This window comes from Staphylococcus sp. FSL W8-1207 (assembly GCF_038003745.1).
Lineage (GTDB): Bacteria > Bacillota > Bacilli > Staphylococcales > Staphylococcaceae > Staphylococcus > Staphylococcus equorum.
Map to the genome: position 1 here is coordinate 251,279 of NZ_JBBOPU010000001.1, position 22,733 is coordinate 274,011.

A 22,733-nucleotide genomic window follows, 5' to 3' on the forward strand; every position below is an offset into this window, starting at 1 on the left:
TCACATAAGGAGGATAAACTCTAGATATAAGTTTTGGAGAAGGAGTGGAAATGATGAAATTAGCATGGCAGGAGATAAAATATTATAAATTCCGTTATATTTTAATTATGTTAATCATTTTATTACTAGGTATTATGGTTCTATTTATTAGCGGATTAGCACAGGGGTTAGCAAGAGAAAATATATCGATGTTAGACAATATGAAAACTGAAAAATATGTTTTACAGGACAATAAGCAACCACAAATTGAGAAATCAATTATCAAACCAGAACAACAAAAGAAAATAGAAGATATCACAAACCAAGAACCATTAAAATTAGCGTCACAAACATTAAAAATTGATAAAACCGAAGAAGATGTTGTGATGATTAATACAGTGAATAATGACAAGCCTGAATTGGCAGAAGGTAGTTATCCAACAAAAGATAATGAATTTGCAATTAATAGTAAGCTCACTGCAGAAGGTATAAACGTTGGTGACATGGTTGAAGTTAAAGATGGTAAAGAATTAAGAGTATCAGGTGTTATCAACGATACGATGCATTCACATAGCTCAGTCGTGATGATGAGTGATAGTGGCTTCGACAATTTGAACAAACAAGTGAGTACAGTTTATCCTGTTAAAGACTTAACAAGTAAACAACAAGATGAAATAAATAAAATCTCAGATGTCAAAGTATTTACACAAGATGATATTACAAGTGAAATACCAAGTTATCAAGCAGAGCAAGCGCCATTAAATATGATGATTGTAAGTTTATTCGTGATTTCAGCGATCGTACTTAGCGCATTCTTCTATGTTATGACGATTCAAAAAATACCAGAAATCGGTATCTTAAAAGCAATTGGCATCAAAACAAAACATTTATTAAGTGCATTATTAATTCAAATATTAATTACTACTATGATCGGTGTGTTAATTTCTGTAGGATTTGTGAGTGGTTTATCATTAATTATGCCCGTATCCATGCCATTCCATGTAACACTATCTAATCTATTATTAGTTGTAGGCGTATTTATTGTAGTGGCAATTATAGGTGCAGTATTATCGTTCATTAAACTGTTTAAAGTAGACCCTATTGAAGCAATTGGAGGTGGAGAATAATGAGTTTACAAGTAAAAGATATTAAAAAAACATTTGGTAAAGGTCCATCAGAAACGCCTGTATTAAAAGAAATAAACTTTGAAGTAAATGATGGAGAATTCGTAATATTAAATGGTGCATCAGGCTCAGGTAAGACAACATTACTTACTATTTTAGGTGGATTACTCTCACAAAATAGTGGTGACATTTTGTATAATGGTTCTCCATTATATGCAGGAGATAAAAAAGCATCAGAATTAAGATTGAATGAAATTGGATTTATATTCCAATCTTCACATTTAGTGCCTTATTTAAAAGTGAAAGCACAATTAACGACAATAGGTAAAGAAGCTGGGATGTCTAAAAATGATGCGAATCAAAGAGCGGAAATGTTATTAAAACAAATAGGATTAGAACACCGTTTAAATGTATTTCCACATATGTTATCTGGTGGGGAGAAACAACGTGTAGCGATTATGAGAGCATTGATGAACAATCCTAAAATTATACTTGCGGATGAACCTACAGCAAGTTTAGATGCAGAACGTGCAACTGAAGTTATTCACATGATTAAAAATCAAATACAAAGTAAAAAAATGATAGGTATAATGATTACCCATGACAAACGATTATTTCAGTATGCAGACAGAGTAATTGAATTAGATAATGGTGTAATAGTGAATTCATAACCCATAAAAGTCTAATTCCTTTTGAAGCGCTTGGGAGATAAAAATAATAAATAACCTTTTTAGAACGGGGAGAAGGGAATGGGACAGAAATTTATTTTTTTCAATGAAATTTCGTTGTATGAGCCATCCCGACACAGCTGACTGTTAAATGGGATATAAGAGCCGAAGCGCTTTTTAAATTCAGTCAGCCACTGCCAATAAAAATAAGAGGCTGAGACATGTGATATGTCCCAGCCTCTTATTTTTTGCGTTCTTATTCTTCTTATGTTTAGTATTATTAATAAATACTTAATACTATGTCACGTTGATCTATTTGCTAAATTGATATTTTAAATCGATTTAAAACTGGTTGTTTTTAACATTATATGTCTAAGAAGTAGGGATGTGCCACAATGCAAAAATACAAGCAAAAAATAATGTAGCAAAGTAAACTGTAAGCAATAACTTGTATTGATACATTAATGCTAAAAAGTCCCTAATTAAGGCAACTTCAAAAAAGTGATAAGGTGTATGACTTCCTACGCCTTTTAATTTAAGGTCTAACTTTTGGCCGAAGCGGACTGCACGCATAATATGAAATTGACTTGTGACACAGACAATCTTAGGTTTTGTATTGAATGACTGCTGTATTAGTGCTTTTGTAAATTTAATGTTTTCATATGTACTCGTAGATGCATCTTCCATTAAAATTTGAGCTGGGTTCACGCCACGATCAACTAAGTAACGAAACATGGCCAAAGCTTCAGATATAGGTTCATCCGGACCTTGTCCACCACTTACGATAAATTGGGCATTTGGTTGTTGATTATACAATCCTAATGCTCGATCTAATCTATTAGCTAACATAGGCGTGACATGTTCATTAAAAATACCCGCACCTAAGATGAGTATCGTATCAAACTTTGCTATATATTTCTGATTTAAATAACAAGAAGCGCAAGATACATAACAAATAAAAGTGAAAATCGCGCTAAAGGCAATCGCTGATAACCATAGGAATACAACATTAAATCCAAAAGGTAGCAAGCTAATGTATGCACAAGCAAGTGTGAAAACAATAACTTTAAAAGATAAGCGATAAAGTCGTTTTAAAAATAGCGCGCTCATACGATACTGCAGTATATGTTTGTGTTTTATATGTACTAATAAGAAACCAATAATCATTACAACAATGATGTCTATAGGGATTTGATGAGAACCAATACGTAAGATAATTACAATATAACCTAATATTACCTGGGAAATAAAAATATTAATATTTGCAAAAGATTTAAAATTAAAATACATACTTAAGAAAATAAGTACTATCAGTAAACTACAAAGTAGTGCCAGAATATTCATGTTTCACCCCAGTGTTTTATAGTATATTAAATGTAGTTGAATCCATTAAAATATGCAAATGGATAAAGCCTTAGTATTAATATTAAGCAACATACAATATCCGTAAATGGAAGCATTGTATATTTTAACTTTTATAGACGTTAAAATATTGATACTATTAATATAACAAATTACAAAATGATATTACATACAGTGGAGATTAAAGAGGTGCAACCAATGGTGAAAAATTTAAGTAGTCATATAGAATTCATGGGAGAATTTATAGATGATGTAAATACATTATTAGCTAAATTATTAAAGGCATTAAGAGAAGAATACAATGTATCAAAAGAACAGGCAAACGTTATATTAATGCTTGAAAATGGAAAAGCGATGACTTTAACAGAAATTACAGAACGACAAGGTGTAAATAAAGCTGCCGTCAGCCGAAGAATAAAAAAATTAATTCAAGCTGAGGTTGTACAATGGGATAAATCTGAAGACACAGGAGATCAACGATTAAAATATATTAAATTAACTGAGAAGGGCAAACAGTTTAATAGAAAAAGTAAGTCTATTATAAATGACATAGTCAGTGATATACTGCATGATCTATCAGATGATGAAATTGAACAAGCGCGTTATGTATTAGAGATCATTGATCAAAGGTTGAAGAACTTTAATATTAAACATCATTCGTAACATTAATCAATATAAGTATGATAGGACATATTTAAAAATACATCGAGATATAATTAGATAAAGATGAGTCTTATTAAGTGGCTGTTAGCACCCAAGCTAGGGTGACTAGTAGTCTCTTTTAACTTATAAAACATTTAGATATTAATTTTGAAGGTACATTGTTATGAACAATAGACGATTCAGTAAAAGAACAAAGCATTGGACTAAATGCGTATATCAATTTTTAAGCAAGGCACATATAATAAATATTATAGCTTTAAAATATACTATTGGTATACTTCGATTATGCATGGGTATAGTGATTAATGGAGTATTAATCTGCCATATAGTTTCATCCTATAATGTGTTAAAATAGCGGGATAGTGTAAAAAACAAGGGTAATCGTAAAGAGGTGATAAAATGCAAAAATGTCCGAAGTGTGGAGAAAACATAAGAAATGGGCAGAGAAGGTGTAGTCATTGCGGGTATCGTACAAAGCAAGGCGATTCAGAAAAAATGACACGCTCTACAAAAACAAATAAAAACACAACCAATATTAACGTACGTAAAGTTATTCCTTGGGGTATTGCATTCTTTATCCTTATCTTACTTATCATTGTTTTTTTCTTGGTAAGAAACTTTAATTCACCTGAAGCGCAATCAGAGATTATAATAAATGCAGTAGATAATAACGATACGCAAAAACTTTCAACTCTTTTGAGTACTCAAAATAACAGTGTTGATGAAAATGAAGCTGATGCTTATATTAAATACATAAAAAATGAAGTTGGAATGGATAACTTTGTGAAAGATGTAAATAGTAAAATTGCGAAATTGAACCAAAATGATACTAAGAATTCAGATTTTGTCACAGCCAAAAATGGAGAAAAAGTTCTGAGAATCAGTAAAAATGGGACTCGCTATTTAATATTTGATAATATGAGCTTTACTGCACCAACTAAAGAAGCGATTGTAAAACCTAAACAAGAAACAACGTATAAATTTAAGGCAGATGATAAGCAAAAAACTGTAGTAGCTGAGAAAAATAAGCCAACTTCTTTAGGTAAATTTATTCCAGGCGATTATACACTTGAAGCTAAGAAAGAAATGTCGAACGGTCAATTCAATGGTCACCTCAAATTCAATTTTAATGACAGTAACAATGAATCAGTTGATGTTACTGAAGACTTTAACGAAGCATATGTACAAGTTGAATTAAATGGTGCATCTGAAATAGATACAGATTCAGTTAAAGTTAAAATCAATGACAAAACTTATGATTACGCAAAAGCTAAAGAATTTGGCCCATATCCTAAAACAAAAGATATAACGGTATCTGCTGAAGGACAAGCTAAGAAGAAAACATTTAAATCAGCAGAAACAACAGTGAAAACAGATAACCTCAAAGATAAAACACAAGTCACTTTAAACTTTGATGATGATGAAATCGAGAAGTATGTTGAGAAAAAAGAAAAAGAAGAAAATAGTTTTAGAAATAAGGTGTCTCGTTTTTTCGGTGATTACACTGCGGCAATGATTAGTGCACGCAGTCAAAGTGATTTTAATTTAGTATCATCCTATTTAAAAAAAGATAGTGAAAAGTATAAGGATACTAAAAAAGACGTTAAATCTAATGAACTATTCTATCTTCAGCAACCACAGATTACTGATATTGTAAAAGAAGGTAATACATTCTATGTTACGGGCCAAACATTAAAAGAAGATGGCCAATATGGTGAAGTAGAATATCAACTTGAAGGTAATGACAAAGCGAATGATTTAAAAGTAGTGAAGTATTCAGAGCAAAGTTAAATATTTAAAAAATTAATGCAAAGCGTATTTTTTAGTCAACTTTGTGGGAGCGATGATAAGAAATCAAATTTCAAATTTTGATTTCTTATCATCGCTCCCTTTGTCTTTTACATATCAATTTAACTACATCTATTTAAAATTGTGTTAGCAAAGGCTATAATAATAGCAATGAACATTTTCTTATAATGATATGAGATGAAGTGTTAATAAGTAGCTAAAAATGCTAGGGCTTCAGCATTGAGGAGAATAGAAATGTCCAATTATCAAGAGCAACATAAGAATTCCTTACTGTTTGTTATTATCTTAGGCGCGTTAACTGCGATAGGCGCATTATCTATTGATATGTTCTTGCCAGGCTTGCCACAGATACAATCAGATTTCAATACAACAACATCTAATTCACAACTAACTTTATCTTTATTTATGATTGGTTTAGCATTAGGTAATTTATTTGTAGGTCCGATATCAGATTCTATAGGACGAAAGACACCATTAATCGTAGCTATGGCATTATTTACATTGGCAAGTATAGGTATTATTTTTGTGGATAATATTTGGTTGATGATCGCCTTAAGATTTGTACAGGGATTTTGTGGTGGAGCAGGGGCAGTGATTTCTAGAGCGATATCAAGTGATCTGTATACCGGAAAACAATTAACTAAATTTTTAGCGTTACTCATGTTAGTAAACGGTGTTGCACCAGTATTAGCACCGGCATTAGGCGGTGTCATTCTATCATTTTCTACGTGGCGTATGGTCTTTGTTATATTAACTATATTTGGTCTGCTAATGTTATTTGGAACGATATTTAATATTAAAGAGTCATTGTCAACTGAGCAGCGAGATAGCCCCCATCTCGTTAGTATCTTCAAAGGTTTCAAACAGCTATTAGCTACACCTCGATTTGTATTACCTATGCTTATACAAGGTGTGACATTCGTTATATTGTTTAGTTATATTTCTGCATCTCCTTTTATTGCACAACGTATTTATGACATGTCTGCTCAGCAATTTAGCCTTATGTTTGCATCTGTAGGTATAAGTCTCATTGTTTCTAGTCAATTGACAGGTAAGTTAGTGGATTATATTGATAGACAAGTTCTTTTGCGTGTATTAACAATCATTCAATTAGTGGGTGTTGTATGGATAAGCGTTATTTTATACATGCATCTATCTATCTGGCTATTGTTTATAGGTTTTATTGTTCTAGTGGCTCCTGTTACAGGAGTAGCGACATTAGGATTCTCGATTGCAATGGATGAGAACACAGTCGGCAATGGTAGTGCATCTAGCTTATTAGGGTTAGTGCAATTCTTAATAGGTGGGCTTGTGTCACCACTAGTTGGCGTGATGGGGGAAGATAGTTATATCCCCTATGTCACGATTATATTAATAGTAGGATTATTGTTGATTACACTTCAAATAATAAATTATTATGTATTTAAACGTGTAGCTCCAAAATAGTGAAATTGGATAAAAAGAAAATGAGAAACGGCTGTTAGATTCCTTAGTGGATATCTAGCAGCCGTTTTTATTTTCTATATTATAAAAACATTGTAATGTGAAAATGATTACAGTATTAACGCCCTAATTTAATGGCATTTGCAAGTAAAATTTGTGCCATTTCATTTGGTGATTCAATACAGTCTTCACGTACCCAGTAATAGATAATACCAAGTTGCCCACCGATAGCATACGTAACAAACTGTTTTTTATTTGTTACGGTCGTATAATCATCTAACAATTTTGTATAATTGAGTTTGGTTTCTTTAACATAATCGCTAAATAAGTCACGATTTGGGTGTGTAACGAATATTGCGTGAAAGAAGCCATAATGACGATGGATATAGCACAAAATAATTTTAAAAAATTTATATAATTTCTCATAGTTGATTTCTGTGTGTTCAAAGCTATTGTATAAAACATCTAATAATTTTATATACTTTTTTAAGTGATAAGTTTGAATTGTAGATAAAAGGTCATATTTATCCACAAAATAGTCATAGAATGTCGTTCTATTGACCCCACTATAAGCGCAAATCATTTTAATAGTAATATGTTCAAATGGATGTTCTTCTAATAGGATAATCATATTTCGAATGATTTTATTTTTAGCTTTCTGTCTCATTTTATCTCCTTCAAAAAACATATAATTACTTACCCGACACATTTAGTAGAAGTGTCGGTGTTTTTTTATTTAGCATGACTCTATAATATATAAGGTGAATTTTAAAAGCAAATAGGAGGAAAGTGTAATGAAGAAAATGGTGTTAATTAATGTCATTACCATTGTAGTTCTTGTAATAATAGGAGTAGTTGGCTTCCACTTTTATAATCAAGCTACAGGGTTCGTCAGTACAGATAATGCCAAAGTTGATGGTGAGCAAATTAAAGTTTCAGCTCCAGCAGCAGGCGAAATTAAATCTTTTGACGTTAAAAATAATGAGAAATTAAGTAAAGGCGATAAAGTTGCAGAGATTGCAACAAAAGGTGAAGACGGCCAATCAAAAAAAATGGATATTAAAATGCCTCAAGACGGCACAATTGTAAAAACTGATGGTATGGAAGGTTCAATGGCGCAAGCTGGATCGCCAATTGCCTATGCTTATAATTTAGATGATTCATACATTACTGCAAATGTTGATGAAAAAGACATTGCAGATGTTGAAGAAGGTAAAGATGTAAATATAACACTAGACGGTGAAGACGCTGAACTTAAAGGTAAAGTAGAAGAGGTTGGTAAAGCAACAGCGTCAAGTTTTTCTATGATGCCTTCAACAAACAGTGATGGTAACTATACTAAAGTTTCTCAAGTAGTACCTGTAAAAATCTCACTAGATTCAAAACCATCTAATAATGTTGTTCCAGGAATGAACGCTGAAGTTAAAATCCATAAAAACTAAGGAGGGCTTGAAATGACAATGGCCTTCATTATTATTTACGTAGTCATAGCGCTCATTCTTGTCGGATTATTGAATCTATTTATAACGAAAAGAAATAAAAAGAAATCAATGCGACAAATGGAACATGTTAAGCATGAAAACAACACATCAAATGAAAATTATCAATCTAAATTTAATATAAGAAACAATGAAAAATCTAGCGAAACAACGAAACAATCTGCAACAACACGTCATACAAGTGAAAACGTTACATCAGAATCTGATGTGCTTGATGATGAAAATGAAACTTTTAATACAGAAACCGAAGAAGTACAACAAACTGATTCAAATCATGAAACTATAAATCCAAATTCAGAAGAAGCCCAAGTCAATGAACAACTAAAAGCCAAACATAATTCATTTATGTTTGGTAAAGGTGCTACACAAGCCAAAGTTTTAGTGGCAATGATTTTTGGTATGTTTATTGCAATCTTAAATCAAACGTTATTGAATGTGGCTTTACCAGAAATCAATATTGATTTTAATATTTCTGCAAATACCGGACAGTGGTTAATGACAGGATTTATGTTGGTCAACGGTATTTTAATTCCTATCAGTGCGTTTTTATTTAATAAATATTCTTATCGTAAACTCTTTTTAGTTGCGATGGCATTATTTACATTAGGCTCTTTAGTCTGTGGTATATCAGGTTCGTTTGGAATGATGATGGTAGGACGCGTATTGCAAGCCATTGGAGCTGGTGTATTAATGCCGTTAGGTACAAATGTATTTATGACGATTTTCCCACCAGAAAAACGTGGAGCGGCAATGGGAACATTAGGTATAGCAATGATCTTAGCACCAGCGATTGGTCCAACATTATCTGGATATATCGTTGAAAATTACCAATGGAATGTTATGTTCTATGGTATGTTTATCATCGGACTGGTAGCATTAATTATTGGTTATATATGGTTTAGAGTATATCAAGTTACAACAAACCCTAAAGCAGATGTCCCAGGTATTATCTTTAGTACCATTGGTTTTGGTGCGCTATTGTATGGCTTCAGTGAAGCAGGGAATAATACATGGACTTCACCTATCGTGTTAATTTCATTAATGCTAGGTGTTATCTTTATTATTGCCTTTGTTATTAGAGAACTTACAATGCGTGTACCAATGTTGAATATGGAAGTATTAAAGTATTCTGGTTTCACATTAACAACTATAATCAATATGATTGTTACGATGAGTTTATACGGTGGTATGATTCTATTGCCTTTGTATTTACAAAACTTAAAAGGGTTTAGTCCTATGGATTCAGGGATACTATTATTACCTGGTGCATTAATTATGGGACTAATGGGTCCTATTGCAGGTAAATTATTAGATACAATTGGTATTAAACCGTTAGCCCTTATAGGCACAGGAATCATGACTTATGCAACTTGGGAATTGTCGAAACTGAATACGAATACAACGTATACTCACTTAATGATAGTTTATATGATTCGTTCATTTGGTATGAGTTTTATCATGATGCCGATTATGACTGCAGGCATGAATTCCTTGCCACAACGGTTGATTTCCCATGGTAATGCCTTATCAAATACATTAAGACAACTTGCAGGTTCTATAGGTACAGCTTTATTAGTGACTGTAATGTCAACACAAACAACTGAACATATCGCTGCTTATTCACAAGATTTGGATAAAACGAATCCATTTATTAAAGATCGTTTACAAGAAATGGCACAAACAATGGGCGGCGAACAATTAGCGACATCACAATTGTTAGAATTTGTTCAGAAAATTGCTTCCATTAACGGTGTGAATAGCGCGTTTTTAGTTGCGACAGGTTTAAGTGCACTTGCATTTATATTAAGTCTTTTCTTAAAAGGGAAAGAACATTATTTATCAAAAGAAAATTAAAGTAACTATAAAATTTAAAAATGAGATATAAGTAGCTATTCTCAAAATAAAAGAACCAATCCATTGTCTAATGGATTGGTTCTTTCTATTTTAAAATTTAGTTGTGTTAGCTTAATGAATGAACAGTTATGCTTTCATTAAGCACGTATACGAGGTTTACGATTTCTGAAAAGCATACTAATAATAATCAATGCAATACTACAACCTAAAAGGATGAGCGCATTATGAATTGCATCAGCCTCAGTCAAAATATCAATAGGCTTAACGGAAACATAATATTGATTTATTGAATCAGCGATACGTCTAGCAATATTTTTAATTAAGTAAGAAAAACCAAATGTAATAACTAACATAATGGCAATAACAAACATATTGACAATTTTTAATGAAGTTCTATTAAAAATGATTGTAAAAATAGTTAAAACTAAACTAAAAATACAAGCAATAAAAAATACATAAAATACTAATATCAAACGATCGACACTTGTTTGTAAGTTGTCAATGTTTTCAACGTTGATATTTAAGTTAGAGAAGCTATTGATCGTTTCTTGAAAGTTTGTAAGTTGGTGGAAGTTAATTGTTTCTTTAACAAACACTAGATTGAAAATAGGTTCCTTAAACATACTATAGCCTGTAATAGCTACTAATATTAATACGAGAAGTTGGATAAGTATGTTTACCCAAGAAAGTTTCTTTTTACCGTATCGAGATCCTCTTTGCATAGGCTCGCTCGTTAGTGTGTGCTCAAAATCGGCAAACTGTTTGTTTTTTTCGGCCATAAGGTGCTCCTTTCGCTAAACTAATATTAGCATCTGCTTATTTTATGACTTTTGTTTTGTTATAATGCTAAATAACTGATACATTTTAATTATCGATAGAATGTATTTAATATTCAATAGCATTTAAAATAAGGGTTTTATGTTACTTACATTATATTATATCTTCGTTTTTATGTCATTGTATTAATTTTACCATAACATTAATTTTAAATACTAAATTATATTAAAAAATTCTGATAAAATGCACATTAAATATAGAGATTGGGTTGATTATGAATGAAATCAAGACTGACAACAAAATTTATCAACAAGTATTTATTACCACATAGATCAATTTTATTTGAAGGTGAGCAAGATTTTGAACGTTTTTTAGACACAAGGTTAAAAATGAATGAAAAAAAGCATAAACAACCAGAAACATTAAATGTGAAATCCGATTTGGATAAGCAAACTATAGGGAACATGCAACTTTTCAGATTTTGTTTTAGGCATAGTCGCAAGAAAAAAATACTATATATACATGGTGGCTACAATGTATTGCAACCCTCAGCATTTCATTGGAGATTAATGGATAAGCTCGCATTGAGTACATTACATGAAATTGTTATGCCAATTTATCCTAAAGCACCTGAGTATTATATTGATGACACATACAGTGCTATTTTTGAAGTGTATAATCAATTATTATCCGAAGTGAGTAGTGATGAAATCATCATTATGGGCGATGGGACAGGTGGTGCATTAGCATTAAGCTTTATGCAGCAATTGCAAGATAAGCAACAACCGTTGCCAAATAAGGTTTATTTACTATCTCCGCTTCTAGATGCACATCTACAAAACGAAGCAATTACAGAAGAGTTAGAAAAGAAAGATGTCATTCTAAATAAATATGGTATTCAAAAAATTATGCGTTATTGGTCAAAAGATTTATCACTAGATGAATCTAAAGTTTCACCTATCAATGGTAATTTAACTAATTTACCACCGATATTTATGTTTGGTGGTACTCGTGAGATTTATCAACCAGATATGAAAAAATTAGTTTATATTTTAGAAGAGCGTCAACAACCAATTCATTATTATGAATACAAAAACATGGTTCATGCGTTCGAACTATTGCCTATTAGAGAGTCTCATAAAGTTGTTAAACAAATTGTTAATACAATTGACGTATAATGAACAATAAAGATATTTACTTTAAGTAAAAGCCAACTTATAAACTCAAAGTATAAATAGAAAAAAATAAGACAGTTCCAATTTGCACATAAATTGGAACTGTTTTATTGCGTTTAACTATTTATAAGTGTATTAATCGTATCGATAATTAGTTTTTGACCCATTAGATTATAATGAGTTGCTAAAAATAATTCGAATTCATCTTGAGGTTCAATCATTGAAGCAAAGTTAGAAGCAGATGTTTCAAATTCTTCTGAAGTAATAAGTACGTAATTATTATAATGTTCAATGAATATACGATCATCTGTATATGTTTTTAAAAGTGTATCAATCGCGTCGATTGCTTTCTTTTGACCTTGGAGATAGCTTATATCTAAACCACGCTTGATGAGTTTACTATCAGGGCCATTAATAACGAGACTTTTATTTTGATTGAGTTCACTAAGTTCAAATTTAGTATTATCGAATAAATCATATAGCTGTAATTGTACGACTTCTCTTATATTTTGTGACATGAATATACATCTCCTTACTGTGAAATGTTGATACGATGACCTAATTGTTTAGGCCAATCGATGCGTTCTTGATTATCATAATAACTTACAATTTGATCTAAAAAATGTTGAGGGAATGGGGCGGATTTTTTAGTTGCTCTGCTAATTCCTAATATCATAGCTTCATTTGTAGCTACAGTCGTCCCATCTTGTTTCTTCATTATTGAGAAGAAATGTACTCTTTTAACGTCGTAATTATATATATATACACTGATGTAGAATTGATCGTTTTCAATTAATTCCGATAAATAAGCAGTCTGTTCTTCAACGGTGAAGATTGTATAATTTAATGCTTTTCGTTCTTGAAGTGATAAACCATGCTGATAATTAAATTGGTTTATTGCATCACTAAAAACCATATTGTAGTTGGCATCATGTACGTGTCCGTTATGATCTATCATTTCTTTGGCAACAGTTTGTACTACTGTAAAAGGCTTTTTCATGTAAACAGCTCCTTGGTTGTTAAAAACAAAAGTAATAGTTAAATTTTAACATGTAAATGTATTTACTAAAGAAAAATAACTAAAACTTACTAAACCATACATACAGTGTATTTCATGGTAAAATAAAAGAAATGATTTGAGGAGGGAAATTATGAGTGTGACAATAAAATATCAGACTTCTAAAGAATCTTTATCCCAAGTTAATCACTTTAAAGAAATTCCTGAATCAGCTACTTTTATTTGGTGTGATTTTAATAATCCATCTGACGAAGAAAACGAGATGCTACAATCATACTTTAATTTTAATCAACTTGAAATCGATGATACAATAAATGGGACTCCAAGGGCTAAATATAAAATTTATAACACGTATCAGTATATAGCGTTTCATAGCGTTGATTCGCAATATACTGGAGACAAGGTTCTGAATCTGTACATTAAAGACAATATGTTAATTACATATCACCATAAACATTTTGAGGTATTACAAGAAGTAGAGCAGTATATCTCAAGCCATTATGAATCGGATTTAGATGCTTCAGATGTGATACTTTATATTTTAGACAAAGTTGTAGATACTTATTTTGAATTAATTTATGATATCGAAAATAAAGTCTATGAGTTAGAAGATAGAGAAACACATGGTAGCTCAACTAAAGAAATAATGGATGATGTATTTAAAATACGTTCGAAAATCATAAAATTAAAGCGTATTATATATCCGATGAGAGAATTAGTAGATAATATGAAAGAAAGCAGTCAATTACTTGTAGATGACAAGAATCATATGTATATTCAACATATAGACGATCACATGATTAAACAAGAAAATATAATAAACTTATCACAAGAAATGACTGAAGAAATAAGGGATAATTATTCGTCATATTCATACTATAAGATGAATAGCATTATGCAAATACTTACTTTAGTATCTGTTGTATTCCTTCCTTTAACATTAATTACAGGTATATATGGAATGAATTTTTCAAATATGCCAGAACTTCAATGGCATTACGGTTATTACATTGTACTTGCAATCATGTTAGCAATTAGTATAGGTAGTATTTTTTATTTTAAAAAAGAGAAATGGTTTTAATATTATATTTGAAAGTATAGGTAATGTTTTAAATAATAGAGTGAACATAATAAGGATTGAAAGTAGGGCATAAGATGAGTGATAATAAAAGAGAACAAAGAAAGAATGAGCACGTAGAAATTGCAATGGCACAACAAGATGCTACAATTTCAGATTTTGATGAAATAAGGTTTGTCCATCATTCAATTCCGAATATCGATGTGGATGATGTTAATATACAAAGTGAATTAAAGGACTTTACACTTAAGCAACCATTATATATTAATGCAATGACAGGTGGCAGTGAATGGACGAAAGAGATCAATGAGAAACTGGCGATCATTGCACGTGAAACTGGAATGGCAATGGCTGTAGGATCTACACATGCTGCTTTACGTAATAGTAAAATGATTTCATCATTTAGTATAGTAAGAGAAACAAATCCTGATGGTATTATATTCAGTAATGTTGGTGCAGATGTACCTGTAGATAAAGCAGTTGAATCAGTGAAATTACTTGATGCACAAGCGCTACAAGTTCATGTAAATGCACCTCAAGAACTTGTCATGCCAGAAGGGAATAGAACTTTCTCTACATGGATGGAAAATCTTGCGCAAATTGTAGCGCATGTGGATGTACCAGTGATTGTTAAAGAAGTTGGTTTTGGTATGAGCAAAGAAACAATTAAACAATTGCATGAGATTGGGATCCGATACGTTGATGTAAGTGGACGTGGCGGTACAAACTTTGTAGATATTGAAAATGAAAGACGTACATATAAAGATATGGATTATCTTGGTTTATGGGGGCAAACGACTGTTGAATCACTATTAGAAAGTACTGCACACCAACAAGATATGGATATATTAGCAAGTGGTGGTGTGAGAACGCCATTAGATGCAGTGAAATGTCTTGCATTAGGCGCTAGTGCTGTTGGTATGTCACGACCATTTTTAAACCAAGTCGAGCACCATGGTATTACAGAGGCAATTAATTATGCTGAACAATTCACAGATCACATGAAGAAAATTATGACAATGCTTGATACACCAACAATTAAAGATTTAAAACAATCACAAATGATCTTTAGCCCTAAGCTAGAATCATGGATAGAACAAAGAGGGTTAGATATTAGATAACAAAAAAGATGGCTGAGACATAAATACTTGTCTCAACCATCTTTTTATTTAACTGAAAATGTTTATATTTCAGTTTGATTCAAATGTCATTTTTACTTTAACCAAAGATGTTAATGAATGTTGTAACGATTGGTACACCAAGTAAATCTATTAAGAATGCTCCGACTATCGGAACGACAAGATAAGCTTTAGGTGAAGCACCGTATTTTTTAGTAATAACATCTAAGTTAGCCATTGCGTTAGGTGTAGCACCTAAACCATGTCCGATGAAACCACCAATCATAACTGCGGCATCATAGTTTTTACCTAGTCCTCTGAAGACGACGAAGACTGAGAATAATACGATAAATGCGACTTGTACTAATACAATAACGATTAATGGAATCGCTAATTGATAAATTTCAGTAAGTTGAATACTCATTAAGGCAATAGATAAGAATAGGCTAAGAGAAACATCACTGATACTATCGACAATCTTCATATCAATAAGATTTAAATTATTATATTCTGATATATTACGTATAATAACTGCGACAAACATAGCACCCACATAAACAGGAACATTAATGTTTGTTATGTCTGAGAATGTATTACCTAAATAAGAACCAATGGCCATACAGATGGCTACAATTGAAAATTGTAATAGGAAAATTGTTGTCGGTGTCATGCGATTTCTTAAATATGCGTTAGATTTTACATTACTGTAATCTTTTGTTGTTTCTTCTGCGTGTTCTGGTTTTAACTTATATTTATTTATTAAAAATTTAACTACAGGACCACCAATTAATCCACCAGCAACAAGACCTAATGTTGCGGCTGCTAGAGCGGCTGTTAATGCTGAATCAATACCCATGTTTTGCACGGTTTGACCATATGCTGCAGCATTCCCGTGTCCACCTTCCATTGACATTGAACCAGCTGTTAGTCCAAGTAATGGTGGAATATTTAAAACTTTTGCTAAGGATACTCCAATAATGTTTTGGAATACGGCAAGAACCCCACAAAAGATAAAATATAATATTAACACTTTTCCGCCTAAGCGTAGTAGTTTTAATGATGCTCCTAGTCCAATTGTTGTAAAGAAAGCAAGCATAAAGAAGTTCTGAAAGAATTCAGAATCTAATTTTATTGTTATAATGTTCGTTGATTGTAAGATAGCAACAAGTACTGAGAATAACAAACCACCAATTACTGGTGCAGGAATACATAATCGCTTTAAGATGCCAATATGATTCACTATATATACCCCTAAAAGATATAAAACACATGCGAGTGCTAAAGTAGTAATAGCGTCTAGCTCTAGCATTTTCATTCCCCCTCATTTTACAAATAAATCTCTCCTAAGTTGTGATATGTAAATAATTTTTGTACTAAAGCAAGAAAGTGCTTACAAAAGTCCATGATATTTATTATACATTCTCGAATATGATAATGCTACAAAAAAATTAAATGCTAAGAAATATATAGTTTTTTTGTGTAATTTAACACCAAATTTTATAATAGAACTTAATTTATATAGTATTAAAGTTAATTAAAGGAAGTAAAATTAAAATAATCAAGTATAATCAAATAGCTAAAAAAGACTAAATGACCATTATATAAAAGAAATGAAGTTTTATCCGATGACATTCTATCAGTTTTGATATACTATATATCATATGTAAATACTAGGTTATAAGGAGTAAATATATGGGTGAATCATTAAGAAGTGAAAAACAATATGGTGCGTTAGCATTATTGCCGTTATTAATATTTTTAGTTTTATATATCGGCGTGGGGATTACATTTACGATTATGGGCAAAGAGGATGCTTTTGATCAATTGCCGCGACATGTCGCTATTTTTATAGGTATTGTCATAGCATGGACTTGTTATGATAGAAAAACGAAATTCACGAAAAAAGTTCAAATTTTTACTGAACATGCAGGGAACTCAGGCATTGTAAATCTTGGATTAATCTTGTTACTTGCGGGTGCTTTTTCAACGGTTACGTCTGAAATGGGTGGTAAAGAAGCTATGGTGAACATGGGACTTTCCGTCATTCCACCAAGTTTACTTATCCCAGGAATATTTATAATGAGTGGGTTTGCTGCCTTAACTTTAGGGACTTCAACAGGAGCGCAAGCAGCATTTATACCTGTTGGTGTAGCTGTAGCACAAGCAGCGGATTTAAGTGTTGCAGCAGCGGGTGCAGCGGTTATTGCAGGTGCTTACTTTGGTGATAATTTATCCATCATTTCTGATACAACGATTGCCGCAACGAATGGTGTAGGCGCTAAGATGAAAGATAAATTTAAAATGAATGTACTCATTGCTTTGCCTGCCGCACTTATCACTGCAATTATATACGCCATTGTTGGTGGCACTGGTAATGTAGAAGGTGATTTAAGTTTCAACTTCATTAATATTTTGCCTTATATATTTGTATTAATAGCGGCTATTGCAGGTTTAGATGTGATTCTTGTGCTTATTCTTGGTATTGGGATGGCTGGACTACTAGGTTTGGTTCAAGGTCAAATGGGTATCTTCCAATTTACTAAAGCAATGGGCGACGGTATGGAAAGTATGTTCAACATTTTCCTTGTAGCATTCTTAGTATCTGGCCTTGTAGCATTGATTCGATACTATGGTGGTGTGGATTGGATCATTCAAGCTATGAAGAGAAAGGCTACAGGACGTAAAAGTGCTGAATATGTCATCAGTATGATGTCAGGTGTACTATCTGCTGCACTTTCACATAATACGTTAGCGATTATTATTTCTGCACCAATTGCAAAAGAGATTGGTGATGAATATAAAGTGCCACCTAAACGGATGGCCAGCTTACTAGATATATTTGCTTGTAGTGCCTTAATGGTTCTACCCCATGATAGTGGGATGTTAATGGTAGAACAATATGGTGATGTCTCCTATTTAGAAGTATTAAAATATTCATTCTATCCAGTTATATTGGTTATTTGTACAATTATAACAATTCAATTTGGTTTATTAGATGGAAATAAAAAGTTAAAAAATAAATAGTTGATGAAAAACTTATGCTTGATATAGAAAAAAGAGCTTCCATTTTTGGAAGCTCTCAAAGTGTCGACACTTTTTTGTGCATGCTTTCCGCGGGCACAGCCTCAGCCTGTAGTCTTCGGCTAGTGCTTTTCCCGCAGGAGTCGGTCCAAATTACTGTCATTTTTCAAACAAAAATAATATGTTTAAATTAAACAGTGGTGAGGTCTGTAATGTTGAATAAAGCAATCGATAAAAGAAATAGAAACGAACGTAGCGGAGCGTCCATCTTAGGAAGCTCCTTTTTCTATATTATTATATTGTATTAGAGCCACGTATAATCTGTATCTGTCATATCTGATTTACGCATCTTAGAGACATACGGATTACCTTTTACAGTAAAACGTAGTGGTTTAAATGTCCAATCACCTTTATTTGGAATCCCAATACGTCCGCTTTCTTCAATAGCGCATGGGTACTTACGGTTTTTAGTGTCGATTGATAGGCGTCCTTCATTTAAGCGAGAACCATCTAAATGTCGAGGGATATTAAATGCTTTTGTCCACTTTCCAGGGCCATTAGTTAATTCAAACCCGCTTTTTCCTCTATTTAATTTCATGGTTTCAATACCTTCTTCAGGTTCTACAGCTCTAATTAATACACCTTCAGGAATGCCTTCATCTTTTGTGACAAAATTTATTAAAAGGTGATTGTGCATAACGTGCGCATATATCGTTCCACCACGTTTATACAAAGATTCTACTTTGGGCGTTCTTTTTCCATTAAAACCATGAGCAGCGCGGTCTTCTTTGCCAACATAGGCCTCAGTTTCTACAATGTATCCAGTGAATGTTTCGAGTTCATCCAGGAAAACCACTTTGACACCTAATAAATCTTTAGCAATAGCTATTGTATCTCGATGTAAAAAGTCCATGAGTTGTTCCTCCGGTTTCTAGTTTTTAAAAAAATAAATATTTTTAAATGTTTTTTTTTAGAATCAGTAAAATTGTATTACTACTTACAAAATAGTTTGTTACACTAAACTAAATGAGATATTTAAAGAATTTACATATAATGTACCAAAGTTTAATGTAATTTAAAAATTATCTTTAACAAATGTATATGAAGGGGGAGTAATATGGAGCGGAAAATTGGTTTTCTTCAAGCGCTCAAATTATTTTGGACAAACTATGTTAATTTTAAAGGGCGCTCACGTCGTAGCGAATATTGGTACATGACGTTATGGCATTTGATTTTTATGATACCAGCGCTAATAATACTTATTATAGGTTTAATCATGCTTGTTTCAGGTGTTTCATCTTATTCCGGTGAAGTTACTATGATTGGGGGCATTTTAATAGTCATATCCTGTATATATATTGTTATATATGGATTAGCTACACTGATTCCTGGCTGGGCATTATTGGTGAGAAGATTTCATGATACTGGTAGAAAAATGGTGTTTCCAGTGATTTATTTTGCTGTATTAATTGTTACTAATATTATTATTACATCAACAAATGCAATGGATCCTGAATATGCTAATATTTCTAGTATCATTACGCTATTGTTGATATATATCATTTATATGGTTTTAGGAATATATTGTTTAGTTATTTGTTGTTTGGATAGTGAAAGAAGAACAAATAAATATGGGACGAGCCATAAATACGGTAATCACATTCGTTCGAGTGCTCATGGGTATGAAGATACTTTTAATACAAAAGAAAATGGGCAACTTGGACAAACTCAAAAACAAGATGAATTAAAATATTGAAATTAAAACGCTGTTACCAACTTAGTTTAAGTGGAAACAGCGTTATTTTTTATTGCGTTATATCATTTGCATAAGAAGTAACAAAGCTATATTTTTAATCGATTATAGTTACGGCAATGAGCTAAGACCATTAAAAAAATAGAATCATGTCTAGCAAAGTTAAATTTAAAATGTAACTTTGCTTAATCTAATGGTATTATCAAAGTATATAATTTTTAAAAAGAAAGGAGTCGGGACACAATGTCACTAAACATTGAACATGTAACCAAGAAGTATAAAGATTTTACAGCTGTTAATGATATTTCATTATCTTTAGAACAAGGTAAAATGTTAGGTTTTCTAGGCAGAAATGGTGCAGGAAAAACGACAACCTTCAGAATGATTTTAGGTCTAACGCCAATCACTGAAGGTAAAATTGCATATAATGACAAACCCATAGACAAGACTTCATACAACCACATTGGCTATTTACCAGAAGAGAGAGGATTACATCCTAAAATGAAAGTAGAAGATGAATTGCGTTATTTAGCTACTTTAAAAGGAATGAAGTCCAAAGAAATTACAGAAGCTATAGACTATTGGTTAGATAGGTTTGGTATTAATGAAAATAGAGAAAAGAAAATTGAAGCACTATCCAAAGGGAATCAACAAAAAATTCAACTTTTAGCAAGTATGTTACATAAACCAGAATTACTCATTTTGGATGAACCATTCAGCGGCTTAGATCCAGTAAATGTAGAGTTATTAAAATCAGCGGTTAAAGATTTAAATAATGCTGGTACTACTATTATATATAGCTCTCATAGAATGGAACATGTAGAAGAGTTATGTGATAATGTCTGTATTCTAAATCGTGGAGAGCTTGTTGTTTCAGGGCCAATTGATGAAGTGAAAGCGAATCATGGTAAGAAAAGCGTCGTCATAGAAACAGAACATGAAATGTCAGAGATAGATAGCATTGATGGTGTATTAAATGTAGATAGAAGTAAAAGAGAAATTAAAGCAATGATTGAGACAGAAGCGGTTGCTGAGAAAATTTATGAAGTTGTAATACAGTATGGTTTCGTCAAAAGATTCCAAGTTGTAGAACCATCACTAAATGAGATCTTTATAGCAAAAGTAGGTGACGTCAATGGATAAATTCTTTGCAACTTTTTCCTTAACTTATAAAAATAAAGTTAAAACAAAGTCATTTGTTATATTCACAGCTATTGTGATTCTGTTAATGGTTGGAGCGGCGAATATTAATAAAATTATTGATTTATTTGACGATGGCCCTGATAAAGTAGGGGTTGTCTCATCGAATGATGAAATTTATAAAGTCATTAAATCACAAGGTGATCAGCTTGATGAAGGGGCAGACTTTAAGCAATTATCAGAAAAACAAGCAAAGTCACAGGTTAAAAACGAAAAATTAGATAAAGCATACGTTATTAAACTGAGTGAAGATCAAAAACTTTCAGGTAAAATATTGAGTAAAGATACTGTTTCAGAACAAGATAAGCAAAAATTAAAAGCAACATTATCAACTGTACAAACACAATTTGTTGCAGCGAATTTAAACTTATCACAAGATGAATTAAAGCAATTGCAATCTCAAAGTGAAGTGACTTCAGAAGTGCTTGCAGATAATGCCAACAATTCAAATTTAAATGAAGCTCAAAAAGGCTTTAATACAATGATTGTATATGCAGGCGTGATGCTCATATTCTTTATCGTTTTCAATTATGCGAGCCAAGTTGCAATGGAAATCGCAACTGAGAAAACATCACGAGTTATTGAAATGATTATTACGAGTGTGTCACCAGTGACGCATATACTTGCGAAGATGGCAGGTGTGGTTTCAGTAGCATTAACCCAAATCAGTATATTTATTGTGGCTGGCATTATATGTTTCTTAGTGTTTGATATTGGAGATATGTTAAAAGGGTTTGATATTGAACCAAACGAATTAACCGTGCAATTAATCGTCGTAGGTATCATATCAATGATTATTGGTATACTTTCATATATTATTTTAGCATCGATTTTGGGATCTATTACTGCGCGTATAGAAGATATTAATCAATCATTAATGCCAATGACATTAATTAGTATGATTGCTTTCTATATTTCCTTTTTCAGTATCATGAACACAGATACGTTATTAGTGAAAATCACGAGCTTTATACCATTACTTTCACCATTTGTAATGTTTGTTCGTGCATCCACGCCTGATGTTGCTATTTGGGAAATCGTATTAAGTATGGTTATATCTATTATCACTATTTTTATACTATTATGGGTTGCAGTGCGTAGTTATAAAGATACGATTTTGAGTTTTGATAAAGGCTTTATGAGCTCGGTAAAACGTATATTTAACAAAAAATAATAATTTAAAGTGCGCTAT

General features: G+C 31.9%; 21 protein-coding genes. 14 read left to right on the forward strand and 7 right to left on the reverse strand.

From position 1 onward, the window contains the following. The first annotated feature begins 53 nt into the window (after positions 1-53). Together NSR03_RS01145 and NSR03_RS01150 are read left to right on the forward strand one after the other, a co-directional pair. The gene (locus tag NSR03_RS01145; RefSeq protein ID WP_021338480.1) at positions 54-1,106 is read left to right on the forward strand and encodes an ABC transporter permease; all 1,053 of its coding nucleotides are present in this window, start codon (positions 54-56) and stop codon (positions 1,104-1,106) included. Then, positions 1,106-1,774 carry an ABC transporter ATP-binding protein gene (locus tag NSR03_RS01150; protein ID WP_069813268.1) on the forward strand — a complete coding sequence of 223 codons (669 nt, stop codon included), beginning with the start codon at positions 1,106-1,108 and terminating at the stop codon, positions 1,772-1,774. Before NSR03_RS01145 ends, NSR03_RS01150 begins: the two co-directional genes overlap by 1 nt. A 369-nt stretch (positions 1,775-2,143) precedes the next feature. On the opposite strand, the gene NSR03_RS01155 is transcribed toward NSR03_RS01150, so the two are convergent. Then, on the reverse strand, positions 2,144-3,115 hold the full coding sequence (locus NSR03_RS01155) for a YdcF family protein (protein ID WP_069802316.1): 972 nt from the start codon (positions 3,113-3,115) through the stop codon (positions 2,144-2,146). Between the two features lie 216 nt (positions 3,116-3,331). Here NSR03_RS01155 and NSR03_RS01160 point away from each other — a divergent pair, with 216 nt between their 5' ends. The 3 genes from NSR03_RS01160 (at position 3,332) to NSR03_RS01170 (ending at position 7,051) form a co-directional block, all read left to right on the forward strand. Beyond that, positions 3,332-3,796 (forward strand): MarR family winged helix-turn-helix transcriptional regulator, encoded by a 465-nt coding sequence (locus NSR03_RS01160; RefSeq protein ID WP_002506849.1) that lies wholly within the window; start codon positions 3,332-3,334, stop codon positions 3,794-3,796. A gap of 399 nt (positions 3,797-4,195) precedes the next feature. Continuing rightward, positions 4,196-5,587: a zinc ribbon domain-containing protein gene (locus NSR03_RS01165; RefSeq protein WP_069813267.1), complete on the forward strand. Its 1,392-nt coding sequence runs from the start codon at positions 4,196-4,198 to the stop codon at positions 5,585-5,587. Between the two features lie 252 nt (positions 5,588-5,839). Next, positions 5,840-7,051 (forward strand): multidrug effflux MFS transporter, encoded by a 1,212-nt coding sequence (locus NSR03_RS01170; protein ID WP_021338477.1) that lies wholly within the window; start codon positions 5,840-5,842, stop codon positions 7,049-7,051. A 115-nt stretch (positions 7,052-7,166) separates the two neighbouring features. Here NSR03_RS01170 and NSR03_RS01175 read toward each other — a convergent pair whose 3' ends face one another. Then, positions 7,167-7,715: a TetR/AcrR family transcriptional regulator gene (locus NSR03_RS01175; RefSeq protein WP_002506852.1), complete on the reverse strand. Its 549-nt coding sequence runs from the start codon at positions 7,713-7,715 to the stop codon at positions 7,167-7,169. Positions 7,716-7,842: 127 nt separating this feature from the next. On the opposite strand from NSR03_RS01175, the gene NSR03_RS01180 reads away from it, so the two are divergent. Beyond that, the gene (locus NSR03_RS01180) at positions 7,843-8,490 is read left to right on the forward strand and encodes an HlyD family secretion protein (RefSeq protein WP_069813265.1); all 648 of its coding nucleotides are present in this window, start codon (positions 7,843-7,845) and stop codon (positions 8,488-8,490) included. 12 nt (positions 8,491-8,502) lie between these two features. Continuing rightward, the gene (locus tag NSR03_RS01185; protein ID WP_064783484.1) at positions 8,503-10,401 is read left to right on the forward strand and encodes a DHA2 family efflux MFS transporter permease subunit; all 1,899 of its coding nucleotides are present in this window, start codon (positions 8,503-8,505) and stop codon (positions 10,399-10,401) included. A 137-nt stretch (positions 10,402-10,538) separates the two neighbouring features. Here the strand turns inward: NSR03_RS01185 and NSR03_RS01190 are convergent, their stop codons facing one another. Beyond that, entirely contained in the window at positions 10,539-11,180 is a 642-nt protein-coding gene (locus tag NSR03_RS01190; protein WP_002506855.1) for a hypothetical protein, read from the reverse strand. 276 nt (positions 11,181-11,456) lie between these two features. On the opposite strand from NSR03_RS01190, the gene NSR03_RS01195 reads away from it, so the two are divergent. Then, positions 11,457-12,356 (forward strand): alpha/beta hydrolase fold domain-containing protein, encoded by a 900-nt coding sequence (locus NSR03_RS01195; RefSeq protein WP_069802319.1) that lies wholly within the window; start codon positions 11,457-11,459, stop codon positions 12,354-12,356. A gap of 113 nt (positions 12,357-12,469) precedes the next feature. Here NSR03_RS01195 and NSR03_RS01200 read toward each other — a convergent pair whose 3' ends face one another. Together NSR03_RS01200 and NSR03_RS01205 are read right to left on the reverse strand one after the other, a co-directional pair. Continuing rightward, positions 12,470-12,871 carry a hypothetical protein gene (locus tag NSR03_RS01200; RefSeq protein WP_021338474.1) on the reverse strand — a complete coding sequence of 134 codons (402 nt, stop codon included), beginning with the start codon at positions 12,869-12,871 and terminating at the stop codon, positions 12,470-12,472. Between the two features lie 14 nt (positions 12,872-12,885). Further along, positions 12,886-13,353 (reverse strand): thioesterase family protein, encoded by a 468-nt coding sequence (locus NSR03_RS01205; protein WP_069820738.1) that lies wholly within the window; start codon positions 13,351-13,353, stop codon positions 12,886-12,888. Between the two features lie 151 nt (positions 13,354-13,504). Here NSR03_RS01205 and corA point away from each other — a divergent pair, with 151 nt between their 5' ends. Both corA and fni read left to right on the forward strand, forming a co-directional pair. Then, the gene (corA, locus tag NSR03_RS01210; protein WP_021338472.1) at positions 13,505-14,452 is read left to right on the forward strand and encodes a magnesium/cobalt transporter CorA; all 948 of its coding nucleotides are present in this window, start codon (positions 13,505-13,507) and stop codon (positions 14,450-14,452) included. A gap of 74 nt (positions 14,453-14,526) precedes the next feature. Beyond that, on the forward strand, positions 14,527-15,570 hold the full coding sequence (gene fni / locus NSR03_RS01215; protein ID WP_002506860.1) for a type 2 isopentenyl-diphosphate Delta-isomerase: 1,044 nt from the start codon (positions 14,527-14,529) through the stop codon (positions 15,568-15,570). A 97-nt stretch (positions 15,571-15,667) separates the two neighbouring features. On the opposite strand, the gene gltS is transcribed toward fni, so the two are convergent. Then, positions 15,668-16,876, reverse strand: coding sequence for a sodium/glutamate symporter (gene gltS, locus NSR03_RS01220; RefSeq protein WP_064783487.1), 1,209 nt, complete (start codon positions 16,874-16,876; stop codon positions 15,668-15,670). Between the two features lie 383 nt (positions 16,877-17,259). Here gltS and NSR03_RS01225 point away from each other — a divergent pair, with 383 nt between their 5' ends. Next, entirely contained in the window at positions 17,260-18,591 is a 1,332-nt protein-coding gene (locus NSR03_RS01225; protein WP_002506862.1) for a Na+/H+ antiporter NhaC family protein, read from the forward strand. A gap of 301 nt (positions 18,592-18,892) precedes the next feature. On the opposite strand, the gene NSR03_RS01230 is transcribed toward NSR03_RS01225, so the two are convergent. After that, on the reverse strand, positions 18,893-19,501 hold the full coding sequence (locus tag NSR03_RS01230) for a DNA-3-methyladenine glycosylase (RefSeq protein ID WP_069813261.1): 609 nt from the start codon (positions 19,499-19,501) through the stop codon (positions 18,893-18,895). A gap of 204 nt (positions 19,502-19,705) precedes the next feature. Here NSR03_RS01230 and NSR03_RS01235 point away from each other — a divergent pair, with 204 nt between their 5' ends. From NSR03_RS01235 to NSR03_RS01245, 3 genes are all read left to right on the forward strand, one after another. Beyond that, on the forward strand, positions 19,706-20,344 hold the full coding sequence (locus NSR03_RS01235; protein WP_069813259.1) for a DUF805 domain-containing protein: 639 nt from the start codon (positions 19,706-19,708) through the stop codon (positions 20,342-20,344). A 240-nt stretch (positions 20,345-20,584) separates the two neighbouring features. Further along, a complete protein-coding gene (locus tag NSR03_RS01240) occupies positions 20,585-21,484 on the forward strand; it encodes an ABC transporter ATP-binding protein (protein ID WP_002506865.1) in 900 nt (299 codons plus the stop codon). Further along, entirely contained in the window at positions 21,477-22,715 is a 1,239-nt protein-coding gene (locus NSR03_RS01245) for an ABC transporter permease (protein WP_002506866.1), read from the forward strand. Before NSR03_RS01240 ends, NSR03_RS01245 begins: the two co-directional genes overlap by 8 nt. Positions 22,716-22,733: the final 18 nt, after the last annotated feature.

Excerpts from the sequence above, each read along its gene's own strand:
- NSR03_RS01145 (WP_021338480.1), top strand. The coding sequence starts at position 54 with ATGAAATTAGCATGGCAGGAGATAAAATATTATAAATTCCGTTATATT.
- NSR03_RS01150 (WP_069813268.1), top strand. The coding sequence starts at position 1,106 with ATGAGTTTACAAGTAAAAGATATTAAAAAAACATTTGGTAAAGGTCCA.
- NSR03_RS01155 (WP_069802316.1), bottom strand. The coding sequence starts at position 3,115 with ATGAATATTCTGGCACTACTTTGTAGTTTACTGATAGTACTTATTTTC.
- NSR03_RS01160 (WP_002506849.1), top strand. The coding sequence starts at position 3,332 with ATGGTGAAAAATTTAAGTAGTCATATAGAATTCATGGGAGAATTTATA.
- NSR03_RS01165 (WP_069813267.1), top strand. The coding sequence starts at position 4,196 with ATGCAAAAATGTCCGAAGTGTGGAGAAAACATAAGAAATGGGCAGAGA.
- NSR03_RS01170 (WP_021338477.1), top strand. The coding sequence starts at position 5,840 with ATGTCCAATTATCAAGAGCAACATAAGAATTCCTTACTGTTTGTTATT.
- NSR03_RS01175 (WP_002506852.1), bottom strand. The coding sequence starts at position 7,715 with ATGAGACAGAAAGCTAAAAATAAAATCATTCGAAATATGATTATCCTA.
- NSR03_RS01180 (WP_069813265.1), top strand. The coding sequence starts at position 7,843 with ATGAAGAAAATGGTGTTAATTAATGTCATTACCATTGTAGTTCTTGTA.
- NSR03_RS01185 (WP_064783484.1), top strand. The coding sequence starts at position 8,503 with ATGACAATGGCCTTCATTATTATTTACGTAGTCATAGCGCTCATTCTT.
- NSR03_RS01190 (WP_002506855.1), bottom strand. The coding sequence starts at position 11,180 with ATGGCCGAAAAAAACAAACAGTTTGCCGATTTTGAGCACACACTAACG.
- NSR03_RS01195 (WP_069802319.1), top strand. The coding sequence starts at position 11,457 with ATGAAATCAAGACTGACAACAAAATTTATCAACAAGTATTTATTACCA.
- NSR03_RS01200 (WP_021338474.1), bottom strand. The coding sequence starts at position 12,871 with ATGTCACAAAATATAAGAGAAGTCGTACAATTACAGCTATATGATTTA.
- NSR03_RS01205 (WP_069820738.1), bottom strand. The coding sequence starts at position 13,353 with ATGAAAAAGCCTTTTACAGTAGTACAAACTGTTGCCAAAGAAATGATA.
- corA (WP_021338472.1), top strand. The coding sequence starts at position 13,505 with ATGAGTGTGACAATAAAATATCAGACTTCTAAAGAATCTTTATCCCAA.
- fni (WP_002506860.1), top strand. The coding sequence starts at position 14,527 with ATGAGTGATAATAAAAGAGAACAAAGAAAGAATGAGCACGTAGAAATT.
- gltS (WP_064783487.1), bottom strand. The coding sequence starts at position 16,876 with ATGCTAGAGCTAGACGCTATTACTACTTTAGCACTCGCATGTGTTTTA.
- NSR03_RS01225 (WP_002506862.1), top strand. The coding sequence starts at position 17,260 with ATGGGTGAATCATTAAGAAGTGAAAAACAATATGGTGCGTTAGCATTA.
- NSR03_RS01230 (WP_069813261.1), bottom strand. The coding sequence starts at position 19,501 with ATGGACTTTTTACATCGAGATACAATAGCTATTGCTAAAGATTTATTA.
- NSR03_RS01235 (WP_069813259.1), top strand. The coding sequence starts at position 19,706 with ATGGAGCGGAAAATTGGTTTTCTTCAAGCGCTCAAATTATTTTGGACA.
- NSR03_RS01240 (WP_002506865.1), top strand. The coding sequence starts at position 20,585 with ATGTCACTAAACATTGAACATGTAACCAAGAAGTATAAAGATTTTACA.
- NSR03_RS01245 (WP_002506866.1), top strand. The coding sequence starts at position 21,477 with ATGGATAAATTCTTTGCAACTTTTTCCTTAACTTATAAAAATAAAGTT.